Origin of the sequence: Bacillus tequilensis KCTC 13622, from assembly GCF_000507145.1 — a bacterium.
GTDB lineage: Bacteria > Bacillota > Bacilli > Bacillales > Bacillaceae > Bacillus > Bacillus tequilensis.
In genome coordinates, this window is record NZ_AYTO01000034.1 from 628,658 (window position 1) to 645,812 (window position 17,155).

The 17,155-nt window shown below is 43.5% G+C and carries 12 protein-coding genes; 9 read left to right on the top strand and 3 right to left on the bottom strand.

Annotated elements, in window-relative coordinates; all coding sequences use genetic code 11:
• Positions 1 to 203 precede the first annotated feature (203 nt).
• The 8 genes from cdaS to odhB all read left to right on the top strand — a co-directional run bounded on the left by cdaS (position 204) and on the right by odhB (position 11,786).
• Positions 204 to 818, top strand: coding sequence for a cyclic di-AMP synthase CdaS (cdaS, locus tag V756_RS0114990; protein WP_024715370.1), 615 nt, complete (start codon positions 204 to 206; stop codon positions 816 to 818).
• A gap of 234 nt (positions 819 to 1,052) precedes the next feature.
• Positions 1,053 to 2,270, top strand: coding sequence for a macrolide family glycosyltransferase (locus tag V756_RS0114995; protein ID WP_024715371.1), 1,218 nt, complete (start codon positions 1,053 to 1,055; stop codon positions 2,268 to 2,270).
• A 364-nt stretch (positions 2,271 to 2,634) separates the two neighbouring features.
• On the top strand, positions 2,635 to 3,873 hold the full coding sequence (locus tag V756_RS0115000) for a C40 family peptidase (protein WP_024715372.1): 1,239 nt from the start codon (positions 2,635 to 2,637) through the stop codon (positions 3,871 to 3,873).
• Positions 3,874 to 3,967: 94 nt separating this feature from the next.
• Positions 3,968 to 4,558 (top strand): superoxide dismutase family protein, encoded by a 591-nt coding sequence (locus V756_RS0115005; protein ID WP_024715373.1) that lies wholly within the window; start codon positions 3,968 to 3,970, stop codon positions 4,556 to 4,558.
• Positions 4,559 to 4,645: 87 nt separating this feature from the next.
• A complete protein-coding gene (locus V756_RS0115010) occupies positions 4,646 to 5,536 on the top strand; it encodes an AAA family ATPase (protein WP_024715374.1) in 891 nt (296 codons plus the stop codon).
• 10 nt (positions 5,537 to 5,546) lie between these two features.
• A complete protein-coding gene (locus tag V756_RS0115015; RefSeq protein WP_024715375.1) occupies positions 5,547 to 7,463 on the top strand; it encodes a vWA domain-containing protein in 1,917 nt (638 codons plus the stop codon).
• A gap of 228 nt (positions 7,464 to 7,691) precedes the next feature.
• Entirely contained in the window at positions 7,692 to 10,526 is a 2,835-nt protein-coding gene (gene sucA, locus V756_RS0115020; protein ID WP_024715376.1) for a 2-oxoglutarate dehydrogenase E1 component, read from the top strand.
• Positions 10,527 to 10,541: 15 nt separating this feature from the next.
• On the top strand, positions 10,542 to 11,786 hold the full coding sequence (gene odhB, locus V756_RS0115025; protein WP_024715377.1) for a 2-oxoglutarate dehydrogenase complex dihydrolipoyllysine-residue succinyltransferase: 1,245 nt from the start codon (positions 10,542 to 10,544) through the stop codon (positions 11,784 to 11,786).
• 49 nt (positions 11,787 to 11,835) lie between these two features.
• On the opposite strand, the gene V756_RS0115030 is transcribed toward odhB, so the two are convergent.
• The gene (locus tag V756_RS0115030; protein WP_024715378.1) at positions 11,836 to 12,801 is read right to left on the bottom strand and encodes a bile acid:sodium symporter family transporter; all 966 of its coding nucleotides are present in this window, start codon (positions 12,799 to 12,801) and stop codon (positions 11,836 to 11,838) included.
• A gap of 228 nt (positions 12,802 to 13,029) precedes the next feature.
• Between V756_RS0115030 and V756_RS0115035 the strand changes: the two genes are divergently transcribed.
• Positions 13,030 to 14,367, top strand: a complete 1,338-nt coding sequence (locus V756_RS0115035) for a sodium-dependent transporter (protein WP_024715379.1) — start codon at positions 13,030 to 13,032, stop codon at positions 14,365 to 14,367.
• Positions 14,368 to 14,400: 33 nt separating this feature from the next.
• Here V756_RS0115035 and V756_RS0115040 read toward each other — a convergent pair whose 3' ends face one another.
• Together V756_RS0115040 and V756_RS0115045 are read right to left on the bottom strand one after the other, a co-directional pair.
• Complete coding sequence (locus tag V756_RS0115040) at positions 14,401 to 15,246, bottom strand: superoxide dismutase (protein WP_024715380.1); 846 nt, start codon at positions 15,244 to 15,246, stop codon at positions 14,401 to 14,403.
• Positions 15,236 to 17,134, bottom strand: coding sequence for a terpene cyclase/mutase family protein (locus V756_RS0115045; RefSeq protein ID WP_024715381.1), 1,899 nt, complete (start codon positions 17,132 to 17,134; stop codon positions 15,236 to 15,238). The genes V756_RS0115040 and V756_RS0115045 overlap by 11 nt, the downstream gene beginning before the upstream one ends.
• Positions 17,135 to 17,155: the final 21 nt, after the last annotated feature.

Consider the following 17,155-nt stretch of genomic DNA (forward strand, 5'->3'; position numbering starts at 1 on the left):
ACCTATTCTTTTTTTGTCGGTTTCGTTTTTCGAAACATTTGGGCATAAATAAAAGAAAGTGAGATCACGCCTAAAAAGGTGCAAACATACTGAATGATTCTTTCGATTTCCATTCTTTACATCCCTCCTTACCAATAGAATGTGCATCATTAAGACAAGCATGCGTGAAAAGTTGGAGAAATTTGAATAGGGGATGAAGGGCTATGCGTTATGAGCAAATGTCAGAAAATGCATTCAAGGGAAAAATACAAGTGTATTTAGAGCAAATACTAGGTGATGCGTCACTCATCTTAAAAACGCTTCACGAAAAAGACCAGTGCCTTCTATGTGAGTTAGATGATTTAGGCCACATTTTTCAAGATATGCAGGGCATCGCATCGTCCTTTTATTTGCAGTCATACATTGAACAATTTACGCCGGCATTTATTGAATTGGCCAAGGCGATCAAAGCACTTTCGGAACATAAACATGGTGCTTTAATAGTGATTGAAAGAGCAGATCCAGTTGAGCATTTTATACAAAAAGGGACTTCCCTTCATGCGGAGATCAGCGCTTCATTAATTGAGAGCATTTTTTTTCCGGGAAACCCTCTTCATGACGGCGCTTTATTGGTTAGAGAAAATAAACTTGTGTCAGCAGCCAATGTACTCCCGCTGACAACAAAAGAAGTGGATGTCCATTTGGGAACCCGGCACCGCGCGGCTCTTGGTATGTCGGGTCATACAGATGCGCTTGTGCTCGTTGTTTCAGAAGAGACGGGGAAGATGTCGTTTGCGAAAGACGGCGTATTATATCCGGTGATTTCGCCAAGAACGTAAAAATAATGAAAAGGACCTGACTAAAAATCCTGTCATGCGACAAAATGACTACATTCGGATCATTTTTAAAGCATTCACTTTAAGCTGAATGCTTTTTGTTTTGAAGACAGGAAATATAAACCGGTAGAAAAGTTATATTAAATGAATATTCATAAAGTTAAATACTTTACCTGATTTTGTATTTGTAGTACCGTATAAAATATTACATAAATTTTAAAGGAAGGGTGCTGCCGCATGGCTAATGTATTAATGATTGGGTTTCCCGGTGAGGGACATATTAATCCATCTATCGGTGTGATGAAAGAGCTGAAATCCCGAGGAGAAAACATTACTTACTACGCAGTGGAGGAATACAAAGAAAAAATCACAGCTCTTGATATTGAGTTTCGTCAGTATCATGATTTCAGGGGAGATTACTTCGGCAAAAACGCAACCGGAGATGAGGAAAGAGATTTCACAGAAATGATCTGCGCCTTTTTGAAAGCCTGTAAGGATATCGCGGCTCATATTTATGATGAGGTCAAGCATGAATCGTATGATTATGTCATTTACGATCATCATCTTCTGGCCGGCAAAATCATTGCCAACTTGCTGAAGCTGCCGAGACTTTCATTGTGTACAACCTTTGCGATGAATGAGGAATTTCTAAAGGAAATGATGGGCACTTACATGAATGGCTCATTTGAAGATTCGCCTCATTATGAAACTTATCAACAGCTTGCAGAAATGTTAAATGCTGATTATCAAGCAGGGATTAAGAAGCCGTTTGATGTTTTTTCTTCAGAGGGGGACTTGACGATTGTCTTCACATCAAGGGAATTTCAGCCAATGGCTGAGCAATTCGGCGATCGGTATATATTTGTCGGCCCTTCCATTACAGAAAGAGCCGGAATCAATGATTTCCCATTTGATCAGATTGACAATGAAAACGTGCTGTTTATTTCGATGGGAACCATTTTTAACAATCAAAAACAGTTTTTTAATCAATGTCTCGAGGTATGCAAAGACTTTGACGGCAAAGTTGTGCTTTCCATCGGCAAGCATATTAAGGCAAGCGAGTTAAACGACATTCCGGCAAATTTCATTGTGCGCCCTTACGTCCCACAGCTTGAGATTCTAAAAAGAGCCAGCTTATTTGTGACCCACGGCGGAATGAACAGCACAAGTGAAGGTTTGTATTTTGAAACCCCGCTCGTTGTTATTCCGATGGGAGCTGACCAATTTGTCGTCGGAAACCAGGCGGAAAAAATCGGTGCAGGAAAAGTGCTGAAAAAAGAACAATTATCTGAAAACCTTTTGAAAGAAACGATTCAAGAGGTGATGAACAATTCAGTGTATGCTGAAAAGGCGAAAGAAATTGGGCAATCACTGAAAGCGGCAGGCGGTTCTAAAAAAGCGGCCGATAGTATTCTTGAATTCTTGAAACACAAAAAGCAATCAGTTAACGCATAGGGAAAAGCCTGTTCTGACCAATAGAACAGGCTTTATATTTTTTCGTGAAGGGATTTGGCATGCCGATAGAGAATGATAAGAAAAACAGACAAGAAAGGAGGAAAATCTGCTCCATTCATCAATAGAAAACCATCATTTTTACCCCCGCTTAAATAGTGCCTTAGACCTTCGAAAAATATATACAGCTTATGTAAAATGTTAGGTGTTTATTTGAAAGTTTAAGGTCGAACATTGCTGACATATACTGCCGAATGATTGAAAAGGGTGTAACTCGTTAAAAAAGTGACGATAAAATTGATGTGTGCCATTTTTGGAAACAAAATGCTAGCTGTTTATGCAAAAAACGGTTTAGGAGGTTGAATGAATGAAAAAGAAGATTGTAGCCGGTTTGGCAGTTTCTGCAGTTGTTGGGTCATCGATGGCCGCAGCACCCGCGGAAGCAAAAACGATAAAAGTAAAAAGCGGTGACTCTCTTTGGAAACTTTCCCGCCAATATGATACGACAATATCCAAACTGAAATCCGAAAATAAATTGAAATCAACGGTGCTTTATGTCGGTCAAAGCCTTAAGATTCCTGAACAGGGCAAAAAAAGCACGCCATCCTCATCAAGCTCAAGCAAAACGTCTACATACACGGTTGCATATGGTGATTCGCTATGGATGATTGCGAAAAATCATAAAATGAGTGTATCCGAGCTTAAAAGCTTAAACAGCCTGACGAGCGACCTGATTCGTCCCGGACAAAAGCTTAAAATCAAAGGGACAAGCAGTTCACGCGGTACAAACGAACCGAAGAAAAATAGCGGCGGCTCCGATTCTTCCGGCTCTTCGAAAAGTACATATACCGTTAAGCTTGGTGACTCATTGTGGAAAATTGCAAACAGCTTACATATGACTGTAGCTGAATTGAAAACCTTAAATGGTTTAACATCTGATACGCTTTACCCTAAGCAAGTACTCAAAATAAAAGGGAACAGTTCATCTAAGACCGGGAACAGCGGTTCCAAGAAGCCGTCAAACGGCAATCCCTCAAAAACAACTGCATACAAGGTGAAAGCAGGCGATTCGCTGTGGAAAATCGCGAATCAGCTCGGAGTCACTGTGCAAAGCATCCGGGATAAAAACAATTTATCATCTGATGTGCTGCAAATCGGACAGGTTCTGACGATTTCGGGAACAACAAAGTCTGACAATTCGAAACAGACAAAGCCAAAAGACAACTCAGGATCAAACGTTCAAATAGGATCAAAGATTGACAGAATGATAACAGAAGCGAAAAAATATGTCGGGGTGCCGTACCGCTGGGGCGGAAACACGCCTGCAGGGTTTGATTGCAGCGGTTTCATTTATTACCTCATTAATAATGTATCATCTATATCAAGATTGAGTACGGCGGGGTATTGGAATGTCATGCAAAAAGTCAGCCAGCCTTCAGTCGGAGATTTTGTCTTCTTTACCACATATAAATCCGGCCCGTCTCACATGGGGATTTATCTAGGCGGAGGAGACTTTATTCATGCAAGTTCATCGGGTGTTGACATTTCCAATCTCAGCAATTCGTATTGGAAACAACGCTACTTGGGCGCAAGAAGTTATTTTTAAAAATGAGTATGATGAAAAAGCCTTTATATAGGCTTTTTTGTTTATTTCGGACAATGATTGACCACACTGTTAGAAAAAACAAGGGGGAGACAGTATGTACCGTCTCTTGCTGTTGATGATGCTGACGGCACTGGGAGTTGCGGGATGCGGACAAAAAAAACCTCCGGACCCTCCTAAGCGGGTGCCGGAAAAAAAGGCGGTTGAAACATCCGCATTTGGTCATCATGTCCAGCTGGTCAATCGTGAAGGCAAAGCAATCGGTTTTATAGAAATTAAAGAATCAGATGACGAAGGCCTCGATATTCACATCTCCGCAAACAGCTTGCGCCCCGGCGCTTCTCTCGGTTTTCATATTTATGAGAAAGGCTCATGTGTCAGGCCGGATTTTGAATCAGCCGGAGGCCCCTTTAATCCGCTGAACAATGAACACGGCTTCAACAATCCGATGGGGCATCATGCCGGAGATTTGCCGAACCTTGAAGTCGGTGCTGATGGAAAAGTAGATGTGATTATGAATGCGCCGGATACCTCTTTGAAAAAAGGAAGTAAACTAAATATTCTCGACCGAGACGGGAGTGCGTTTATTATTCATGAACATGCCGATGATTATTTGACAAACCCAAGCGGCAATTCAGGCGCGCGTATCGTCTGCGGAGCCCTTTCCGGCAATCATGAGAAGCAGTAATATCATCCAAGCCCTTTTGTATTGAGCATACAAGGGCTTTTTTAGTATACTCGTTAATGGAATACGAATAGGAAAGGGAACCTGTCTATGACAACTCAATTACAGCACTTAACATTGCCGGAAGATATACAGCAAAAGCTTTTAGCATATAAAGACCAGCCAATTTCTCCAGAGTTCCAGTCGCTCATCGGGACGTCAGGATATGAGGCGGAGGATGAAGCGATTTTATTTGACGCCATAATCGCATTAGCCATGGGAAAAAATGTCCTGCTGAAAGGGCCTACAGGCTCAGGAAAAACAAAACTGGCAGAAACATTATCCGGTTATTTCCATAAACCGATGCACAGTGTCAACTGTTCAGTTGACTTGGACGCTGAAGCCTTGGTCGGCTATAAAACGATTGAAAACCAATCTGGCCAGGCGACAATCGAGTTTGTTTCAGGGCCAGTCACAAAAGCAATGAAGGAAGGCCATTTTCTTTATATAGATGAAATCAATATGGCAAAGCCGGAAACACTGCCTATTTTAAACGGTGTATTAGATTACAGAAAAATGATGACAAATCCGTTTACAGGCGAGGTTATCAGGGCAAAAGGAGGATTCGGGGTCATTGCAGCCATCAATGAAGGCTATGTAGGAACTGTTCCGCTGAATGAAGCATTGAAAAACCGTTTTGTCATCATTGATGTGCCTTATATTAAAGGCGAGCTGCTGAAACAAGTGCTCATGTCTCAGTCAGCCCTGAAAGACGAGAAATTGATCGACAGATTTATCACGCTTTCCTCTGACTTGATCGTTCAGACCAATAACGGACAGGTGTCTGAAGAAGCAGCATCCATCAGAGCTTTAATCGATACATGTGATTTAGCCGCTTATATTCCGCCGCGTCGTGCTATTGAGCGGGGAATTGTAGAGAAGCTTGATGATGACCGGGAAAAGGCGGCCGTCCGAAATATCGCAGAAACTCTGTTTGAATGAGGGAGCTGCGATGAAATTTATCAAATTTAACGACAGCACAATTGATTCGTTTTTATTTATGATGCTGACTGACTTGGCCAAAACACTCACCAAGAGTGAAGCGGTAGAAGTGGAGTATGGCGTTCAGTCCTATTACAATCCATTCGAAAAGAAAATCTATATGAGCCACTTTTGGAAAGACAGGGTTGCTGAGGACATGGAAGCGGGTTTGAAAAGCGATGTCTACCTGCGTTCAGTCGGAACGAGATATAGTTCACTGCACGAGTTTGCGAGCTTTTTGAATGATATCCATCGGCGTCTTCGTTTTAAAAGCTTTGCCAAGCAGCTGTTTATGCTGCTTGAGGACATCAGAATTGAGGAATGCATCAAACACGAGCGCCCGGGTACGAAACATGTATTTGCGAAGAGAAAAGACATGTACAGAAAATATTTCTCCACCCAGCTGACCTTAAATTTGGAACGGAGCATTTTTACGGATGCGCTCTTTTGCGCGATTTATGTCAAACTGACTGCGGAATCGCCGCTCGAAACCCTTCCGTTTATGCGTGAAGATATTGATCTGATGCGCCCGTATATTGAGCAGCAGCTCCTGCGTGTGTATGATGCACATTCGACACGGCAGGTTCTGAAAATTGTTGAAGACCTCATGGACGGGCTTGAAGAGGTGCTCAATAAAGACATGCTGAACACCTACTTCTTTTTGCCTGAGCTTGATTACGCAAAAGCTGCAGAACAGCCGTTATTTGAAGAAGAGAAGAAAGCGCCGAAGCTGAGTGATGACATCACGCTTCCTAAAAAATCAGACGGCGATGAGGACATACATGAGGAAGACATGCCGACGTGGCACCGGGAAACAGAAGCACCGGCTAAAAGCTTCCTGCAATTTGATATTGAACACGGGGCGAAATCAGATTTAGGGAAAGACGCTTCAAGGGAAGGCGACGATGGGGACCAAGCTCTTGGCTCTGTCCAAGGATCAGCCAGACAAACAAAACGGAAAGATTATTCCAAGCTGGAGGCGCTGGACTCCCAGAAAGACCAGCCAAACGGAGCGGGTATGGCTGACGGCAAAGAAAATAAATACGCATTTCCAATTTACAAAGAACCGCAGCCGGCAACAGGAGAAGAAGAGTTTTCTTATAAGCAGCAGGCAAAAACAATTGAATCGTATCAAAAGCGATTGAAACAGATGATTCAAAAAACGCTGGAGCATAAAAAAACACTGCCAAGAACAGACCTTCATGCCGGACGGCTGAACAATAAGCTTCTCCGCTACTTCACTGAACGAAATCCGCGTCTTTTCTACAAAAAGCAAGAACCATCTTCAGAAATTGACGCGGTTTTTACATTGCTGGTTGACTGTTCTGCCAGCATGTTCGACAAAATGGACGAAACAAAACGGGGAATCGTGCTGTTCCACGAAGCGTTGAAATCGGTAGCAGTTCCGCATCAGATTGTCGGCTTCTGGGAGGACACAAACGATGCGACAGAAACAAGCCAGCCAAACTATTTCAATATGGTTATTCCTTTTCAATCGTCATTAAGACAAGAGGCGGGACCGGCAATTATGCAGCTTGAACCTGAGGAAGATAACCGTGACGGCTATGCGATCCGGCAAATGACGAAAACAATGCTGCAGCGCAGCGAGGCACAAAAGTTCCTAATCGTTTTCTCAGATGGAGAGCCGGCAGCATTTGGCTATGAACAAAATGGAATTGTCGATACAAGTGAAGCGGTTATTGAAGCCAGAAAAAGAGGAATTGAAGTGATCAATGTTTTTCTCTCCAATTCAGAAATAGAAGAATCGCAAATGAAGACCATTCAGGATATGTATGGAAAATTCAGCATATTTGTCCCGGATGTCGATCAGCTCCCGGATGTTTTGTATCCGCTGCTGAAAAAACTGCTCCATAAAAGCATAGGATAGCCCTTTATCCTATGCTTTTTGGCGTTTCTTTTTTTAAATGATTAAATTTTTTGTTTTTTATAAAGGTTTTTTACTGTTTTGTGAACAATCAAGGTAGAATCAAATGAAAAACAGTGGTAAAATATCGTTGGAAGCGTTTTTATTACATAATTTTGGACACAGCGTTCGAAAGTTATTTTAAGATAGTGAATCATTCACTTGATTATCTAAGTTGGGGGTAATATTCAAATGTTTCAAAATAGTATGAAACAACGAATGAATTGGGAAGATTTTTACGGTCCGAACCTCGGCTATGCGCTGGAGCTTTACGATCAGTATACCCAGGATCCGACTAGCGTTGATCCGGATCTAAAGGAAATGTTCGACGAGCTCGGTGCTCCGCCAAGCGAAATAAAAGAGGCCTCGGGAACAAAAGAAAAGGGACATGTTACAGCCGATCTAATTCAAAAGATCGCATCCGCAGTCAGACTTGCAGAAGATATCCGAACCTATGGCCATTTAAACGCTTCCGTCAATCCGCTCAGAAAGGATGGGGAAAAGAGCGAACTCTTTCCATTATCCGACTACGGGCTAACAGAAGAGGAAATAAAAGCAATACCTGCGTCCGTGATTTGCAAAGACGCTCCTAAAAACATTACGAACGGTTTAGAAGCCATTCAGTATTTACGAAATACGTATAAAAGAACCATCTCATTTGAATTTGACCATGTGCATGACTTCAAAGAGCGCGAGTGGCTGACGAAAATGATTGAATCCGGAGAGCTGTTCCGGAAAAGCTCAGCTGAAAAGCTGTCGGCTGTGCTGGAAAGGCTGACAGAAGTAGAAGGCTTCGAGCAGTTTTTGCACCGCACGTTCGTCGGACAGAAACGTTTTTCCATCGAGGGCTTGGACACTCTTGTTCCAGTGCTTGATGACATTATCGCGCAATCTGTTAAATCTGGCACGACGAGTGTCAACATCGGGATGGCGCACAGGGGGCGCCTGAATGTCTTGGCACACGTCCTCGGCAAACCGTATGAAATCATTTTCTCTGAATTCCAGCATGCGCCGAACAAAGATCTAGTCCCGTCTGAGGGATCAATCGGAATCAGCTACGGATGGACAGGGGATGTCAAATACCACCTCGGGGCGAATCGGGAGCTTCAAGACGCTGAAACAAAATCAGCGCGCATTACGTTAGCAAACAACCCGAGCCACTTGGAATTTATCAATCCGATTGTCGAAGGAAGCACAAGAGCGGCACAGGAAACGAGAACACAAAGCGGATACCCGGTGCAGGATGAAACAAAATCGCTTGCTATTTTAATTCATGGAGACGCTGCATTCCCTGGGGAAGGAATTGTCGCTGAAACATTGAATTTAAGCTCTTTAAAGGGGTATCAAGTAGGCGGCGCGATCCATATTATCGCCAATAACATGATCGGATTCACAACAGAAAGCGCTGAATCAAGATCAACAAAATACGCCAGTGACCTGGCAAAAGGCTATGAAATTCCGATTGTCCATGTGAATGCGGACGATCCTGAAGCTTGTCTTTCAGCAGTTAAGTTTGCGGTCGAATACCGAAAAACGTTCAACAAGGATTTTCTGATTGACTTAATCGGGTACAGACGCTACGGGCACAACGAAATGGATGAGCCGTCAACCACTCAGCCGATGCTGTATGACGCTGTCAGAAAGCATCCGACAGTCAAACAAATTTTCGCCGAAAAGCTCGTAAACGAAGGTATGCTTACCGAGAAAGTTGTTCAAAACATCGAAAAATCAGTAACAAAGCGCATTGAAGATGCTTATCAGAAAGTGCCGGCTAAAAAGGAACAAGTCGCAAGTGAAATTGAACTTCCAGAGCCTGTTTCAAACGGTTTTCCTGATGTCGATACATCCATTGATTTTGATGTGCTCCGCAAGCTGAATGGCGAATTGGTCAACTGGCCGGAGTCATTTAACGTTTTCGGCAAGCTGAAGCGCATTTTAGAAAGACGTGCCAAGGCATTTGATGATGACAGAAAAGTGGAATGGTCTTTAGCAGAATCACTTGCCTTTGCGTCAATTTTGAAAGACGGAACACCGATTCGTTTAACAGGACAGGATTCGGAGCGCGGAACGTTCGCCCAAAGAAATCTCGTGCTCCATGACAGTGAGACGGGCGAAGAATTTGTGCCGCTTCATCACTTATCTGACTGCAGCACATCATTTGCTGTCCACAACAGTCCGCTGTCCGAAGGGTCGGTTCTCGGCTTTGAATACGGCTATAATGTGCATTCACCGGAAACGCTTGTCATGTGGGAAGCGCAGTACGGAGATTTTGCCAACGCGGCTCAAGTGTATTTTGACCAATTTATTTCAGCCGGCCGCGCGAAATGGGGGCAAAAATCCGGATTGGTTATGCTTCTTCCGCACGGTTACGAGGGACAGGGGCCTGAGCACTCAAGCGGAAGAATCGAGCGGTTTCTGCAGCTTGCAGCGGAAAACAACTGGACGGTCGCCAACCTGACAAGCGCCGCACAATATTTCCATATTTTAAGAAGACAGGCGAAAATGCTGCTTCGTGAAGAGATCAGACCGCTCGTCATCATGACGCCGAAGAGCCTTCTTCGCAACCCGAATACAGTTTCGGAGGTGCAAGAGCTCAGCGAAAGCCGCTTCCAGCCTGTATACGAACAGTCCGGACTTTCTCATAACTATGAAAAAGTAACCAGACTGGTATTGTCCAGCGGTAAAGTGTCCATAGACATCAGCGATCATTTCAATAAGTTAGAAGACGATAAAGAGTGGCTTCACATTGCGAGAATTGAACAGCTGTATCCATTCCCGGCAAAAGGAGTCAAAGAATTATTTGCAAAACTTCCGAACCTGAAAGAAATTATTTGGGTGCAGGAAGAGCCGCAGAACATGGGGGCGTGGAGTTATATCAGCCCGTATTTGACAGAAATTGCACCAAAGGGAGTAAGTGTTCAATATATTGGACGAAGAAGACGATCCAGCCCTGCAGAGGGTGATCCGACAGTTCATAAAAAAGAACAGGAACGTATCGTATCTGATAGCTTGACTCGCAAAAACTAAGGGGGAAATGAAAAAATGGCGGAAATTAAGGTACCTGAATTAGCAGAATCAATCTCAGAAGGAACAATAGCCCAATGGTTGAAGCAGCCTGGTGATTATGTAGAACAGGGTGAATATCTGCTTGAACTAGAAACGGACAAAGTAAATGTTGAATTAACAGCAGAAGAATCGGGTGTACTTCAAGAGGTATTGAAAGATTCGGGTGATACCGTCCAGGTTGGAGAAATTATCGGCACGATTTCAGAAGGCGCGGGTGAAAGTTCTGCCCCTGCTCCTTCAGAGAAAGCAGAAAGCAAGGAAGAAAAGCAAGCTGAACCAGCGGCACAAGAGGTGAGCGAAGAAGCGCAAACTGAAGCAAAATCACGGACGATCGCTTCTCCTTCAGCACGTAAGCTGGCGAGAGAGAAAGGAATAGATCTGTCTCAGATTCCAACGGGAGATCCGCTGGGACGAGTGCGCAAGCATGATGTCGAAGCGTATGAAAAACCAGCGTCAAAACCGGCTCCTCAACAAAAACAGCAGCAGCCTAAGGCTCAAAAAGGACAGCAAAGCTTTGACAAACCTGTAGAAGTGCAAAAAATGTCGCGCCGCAGACAAACGATTGCCAAACGCCTTGTAGAAGTTCAGCAAACATCAGCGATGCTGACTACTTTTAATGAAGTAGACATGTCGGCTGTCATGAATCTCAGAAAACGCCGCAAAGATCAATTCTTAGAGCAAAACGAAGTGAAGCTCGGCTTTATGTCTTTCTTTACAAAAGCAGTTGTCGCTGCATTGAAAAAATATCCGCTTTTGAATGCGGAAATTCAAGGCGATGAGCTGATTGTTAAGAAATTCTACGATATCGGAATTGCTGTTGCAGCTGATGAAGGTCTTGTCGTTCCGGTTGTACGGGATGCGGACCGCCTGACATTTGCAGGAATCGAAAAAGAAATCGGCGAGCTTGCGAAAAAAGCAAGAAACAATAAATTGACGCTTAGCGAGCTTCAGGGGGGCTCTTTCACCATTACAAACGGAGGGACTTTCGGTTCACTGATGTCAACTCCGATTTTAAACAGCCCTCAAGTCGGTATACTGGGCATGCATAAAATTCAGCTACGCCCTGTGGCAATTGATGAAGAGCGTTTCGAAAACCGCCCGATGATGTATCTCGCTTTATCTTATGATCACCGGATTGTAGACGGGAAAGAAGCGGTTGGTTTCCTAGTGACAATTAAAAATTTACTGGAAGACCCTGAGCAGCTTTTATTAGAAGGTTAATCAAAAAAGGTACATCACGATAAAGTGATGTACCTTTTTTGATGCGTATTTAAAGAGGGAGATTGCTGCCGTCAGATGCTGCTTGATTCTTTTTTGCTTTTTTTGACCAATATGTCGCAAGCATAGAACCCGAAAGGTTATGCCACACGCTGAATATCGCGCTTGGTACAGCGGATAGCGGTGAGAAATGAGCCGTGGCAAGTGCCGCCCCAAGTCCTGAATTTTGCATACCGACTTCGATCGCAATCGCTTTTTGAGAAGGGTAATCCATTTTTAAAAGCTTTGCGCAAAGAAATCCAAGCAAATAACCGAAACCGTTATGCAGGATGACAACTGAAAAAATGAGCAAACCCGATTGAAGCAGATTTTCCCGGTTGCCGCTGACGACAGCTGAGACAATCGCAACGATGCCAATAACAGAAACAAGCGGAAGGGCATGCACGGCTTTTGCCACTTGTTTTTTGAAAAACATTTTGACGATCACGCCTGCAAGAATTGGAAATAAAACAGCCTGTAAGATTGAAGTAAACAAAGACCCTGGCGAGACAGGAAGCCATTCCTTGGCAAACAGCATAATCAAAACTGGAGTCAGGACCGGTGCCAATAAGGTAGAAATGGTTGTAACCGCAACAGAAAGAGCCGTATTTCCTTTTGCTAAAAATGTCATGACATTAGATGCGGTTCCCCCGGGGCAGCAGCCCACAAGAATAACACCGACTGCAATTTCAGCTGGCAGATGCAGCCCAAATGCCAATCCAAAAGCAACGAGCGGCATGATGGTATACTGGGCAATCACCCCAATAATGACCTGCCAAGGTTTTCTGAGCAGCTCTTTGAAATCATCGGTCTGCAGTGTGAGTCCCATCCCAAACATAATAATACCAAGAAAAATCGTTATATAAGAACTGATCCACGTGAAAAAAGACGGGAAAGAAAATCCCAGCACAGCAAATACAATGACCCATATGCCAAAGGTTTGCCCAGCGAAATGACTTATTTTTCTAATGATGTCCATAAAAACACTCCTAACACATTGATCAAGAACTTCAGCAGAAATTCTCACAGATTTTTAGCATTCTCTTATTATAATTAATTTTCAGAATAATTCAATATCATCATTAGACTAGATTTTTATCATAGGTAATAAATATATTATGTAAACTAATTAAAATATTCTTGACTATATAGGAAGATATTCTTACAATGAATCTTTATAATGGTTAGATCAAATAGGAGTGATAGGGTGAAGGAAGCGAATCAATGGTCTTCGAAGCTGGGCTTTATTTTAGCCGCGGCAGGATCAGCTATCGGGCTTGGCGCGATATGGAAGTTTCCATATGTAGCGGGAACCAGCGGAGGAGGCGCATTTTTACTTATTTTTATTTTATTTACGGTTTTAATCGGGCTGCCTTTATTGTTAGGTGAATTCATCATAGGCAGAAAAACACAGAAAGATGCCGTACAGTCCTATAAAGCACTTGCTCCAGGAACGAAGTGGCATTGGATCGGTTATTTAGGCATGGCGACGTGCTTTATTCTATTATCTTTTTACAGCGTCGTCGGCGGGTGGATTTTAATTTATATTGTAAAAGGGTTCACTGGCGGTTTATCGCAAACATCTGGTTTTGATGCGATATTTGCAAGTACGATTTCAAATCCTTATTTGGCTGTAGGAGGCCAGCTGCTCTTTATGGTGGTGACCATTTTAGTAGTTGCAAAAGGAGTAAGCAGCGGAATTGAAAAAGCAAGCCAAGTATTAATGCCGGCGCTTTTTATATTATTTATGATTTTAATCGTGCGTTCCGTAACGCTTGATGGCGCGATGGAAGGGCTCACATTTTTCCTGAAGCCTGATTTTTCAGCAATTGACGCCAATACGATTTTGTACGCGATGGGTCAGTCCTTTTTCTTATTAAGTGTGGGTGTATCCGTTATGGTAACGTATAGCGCTTATTTAGAGAAGCAGGAAAACCTTGTGCAATCCGCTGTATCTGTAACTGTGATGAATGTACTTGTAGCTGTTATGGCAGGAATTGCGATTTTTCCAGCTGTCTTTTCATTTGGTCTCAAACCAGACCAAGGGCCGGTCCTGTTATTTAATGTGTTGCCGACCGTGTTTAATCAAATGCCGTTCGGAATTATCTTTTTATTAGCATTTTTACTTCTATTTTTATTTGCAGCGCTGACATCCGCTTTCTCTATGTTGGAAATTTTGGTCGCGGTGCTTTCAAAAGGTGATGTCAATAAGAGAAAACGATTCGCTTGGATAGGCGGTATTGCTATATTTATTGTCGGGGTGCCGTCTGCATTATCATATGGTGTTTTAAGTGATGTCTCTATATTTCACTTGTCCATTTTTGATGCGGCAGACTATCTTGTAAGCAATATTTTAATGCCGTTAGGCGCGTTATTGATTTCGATTTTTGTTCCGTTAAAAATACCGAAACAGGATTTGTTCGACGAGCTGAAAAGCGGTTCCAATCTCAAACGAAAGTGGTTTGCGGTTTGGCTGCTCCTCATTCGTTATCTATCTCCTGTTGCCATCATTATTGTGTTTTTGCATGTGGTAGGCATTTTTTAAAACACAAAGCCCCCGGGGAAAAGGGGGCTTTTTTTAATAGAGTTTCCAAACGACTTCTTTTGCCTGATCGAAACGTTTTTCTGCTTCACGCCAATCCACAATATTCCACCAATGATCGACATAGCTTGCTCGGTCATTTTTATATTGCAAATAGTAGGCATGTTCCCATACGTCAAGCGGTAAAAGGGGGATCACATCCCATTGGCTGAAGAGCTGGTGCTTCTCTGCCGCTAAAATCTCCAGCCGTCCCGATCGAGGAGCCCACACCAGAATGGCCCAGCCGACACCTTCCACTTTTTTAGCGGCCTGGGTAAAGTGTTCTTTAAAGGCCGAGTAGCTTCCAAAAGAAATTTCAATCATGTGGAACAATGCCCCAGTAGGACGCCTTTTTCCGTTTGGATGCATCGAAAACCAGAAAATACTGTGCAAATAATGGCCTGCTCCATGGAATGCAAGTTCTCTTTCCCAATGAGTGATGAAATCAAAATTTTTTGAGGCTCTCGCTTTTTTTAGCTCTGTTTCTGCTTTATTTAGCCCGTCAACATAGCTCTGGTGGTGCTTCGTATGATGAAGGACCATAATGTCTCGAGATATATAAGGTTCTAAGGCAGAATAATTGTATGGAAGCTTTGGGAGCACGTGTTTCCCAATAGGGACATAGGCACGTCTTTCGCTTGCATCACCTGACTCTGTCACATCCCGATAAAGGGCAGCGGCCTGTTTATACCAATCTTCTTCTGTTGTTTGATCATCTTCCAGTGCTTTCATCATCTTGTCAATTTGATCTTCAAATTGTTCAAGCTGCCCACGCTTTTGAATCTGATCCTTCAGGGCTTTACACCAATTGAACATCTCTGTTTGATAAGATTCACGTTTCATTTGCTGTCTCCTTTTCAATAGAATTCAAATACTTTCCGACAGCCAGCAAAGAGAAGACATATGGATAACTGTGATAGCGGATGTAAAACTGCTTTGGCAATCCGATCCCCGCTGGATAGGCCAGATTTTCGACACCATGAGAACTGCTGTCAGTAAGGTATTGCATACCTTTCACAATAGTCGGGTGTTCGGGATTTTCGTATGTGAGCAAAGCATCTAAAGCCCACGCTGTTTGCACAATTGTTCCTGTATGCAGAGGTACGTACGTTTTGATTTCAGCGCTTTTGCAGGATTCTCCCCAGCTGCCGTCATCATTTTGTATGGATTTGAGCCAGCGCAATGCCTTTTGTATAGCAGGATGCTTTCTGCCGACTCCGCAGGCATGCATACCTGTAAGAGCAGCCCATGTGCCGTAAATGTAGCAAACACCCCATCTCCCGTACCATGACCCATTTTGTTCTTGATGTTTGAATAGCCAGTTCACTGCGCGCTGAATAGGTTGATGTTTTTCAGTGAAACCGGCTTTCTCGCCTAAAAAATGCAGTACACGCCCGGTGAGATCGGCGGTTGAAGGGTCAACTGCCGCGTCCTCGGCGGATTCAAGAGGGAGAAGGCGAATCAGTGGGTGGTTCACATTTTTTTCAAACGCAGAAAATCCGCCGTCACTGTTTTGCATCGATAAAAGCCAAGACACCCCTCGCTCCCAAGCTGAAGGAGAAAAACGGCGGGGAATCGCTTTTAATACGGCGGCAGTGTCGTCACAGTCAGGATTATTTGTATTGATGTTTGAAAAACCCCAGCCGCCGGGAGCTGCATTCTGATTTTTGACAGACCAATCTGCTATTTTGGTATGCTGGCGTTCCAGCAAAAAGGCGGCTGCTTTTGTAATAGAGCCGTCTGTTTCGGTTACGCCGTTTTCCTGAAGGGCATAGCTGATCAGAGCCGTGTCCCAAACAGTTGAAGTAGAGTTTTCCAAATAAGGCACCCCGCTGCAATTTGTCACTAGCGATTTCATGCCGTAAATGGCTTTTCTAATGACAGGAGAGTGTTGCGACACACCAAGTGACAGAAGGCTGTAAACCATAAAAATGGTCGCGCTCGCATAGCTGTATAATGTTCCGTCTTTTTCAATCCGGTCCAGCATATATGTTTTAGCTGTCTGTAAGCCAAGCTGCTGAAAAGCAAATGGTGCATGAAAAATGCGCTTCCAATGTGACCAAATAGGTGTCAGGTCTCTTTCTTCAAAAGCATCAGATCGAAGCCAAGTAAAAGGGTTTTTTGTCATGTGCGGATCGAGATGGCGAAGAGATGGAATATTGCGGTTTTTAAGAACGAATCGCCGATTGAGTGTTACAGCCATAGGAGCAAAATGAATTCGGGCATATGTGCTGAACTGATAGAAATGAACCGGCAATGTCGGGGGGAGCGCCATAAGTGCTAATGGTAAATACAAAACAGGCCAAGGATACAGCCCGTTCGCGGCAAGCATCCATTTTGTCATGAAATGAACATGCCTCAAACCGCCATGTGAGATGATAAATTGTTCAGCTTTCTTCATGTGAGGGTCAGATCTCTGAAAACATCCTGAAGCCAGCATTCCTACATATCCTTGGACGGTAGCGGTTATATTTCCTCTCGTTTCATCAGGATAGTTGATGAATGAGCCATCTGGCAGCTGTTTTTCGCGAATGCCGGCTGCAAGCGCTGATATCAGTTCTTTTTCATTCTCGCGCTCATCTAGTGAGGTAAGAAGCAAAATAAAAAAGGAATTTGTCATGATTGGTCCTTCAAAGCAAAATGTCCACGAGCCGTCAGCATTTTGCCTGGCTTTTAATTCTGCAATGGTTTTGTTTTGATAACGCCTCACTTTCTCCTGAAGTGTGCTCACCACGCTCAACTCCTTCAGAAA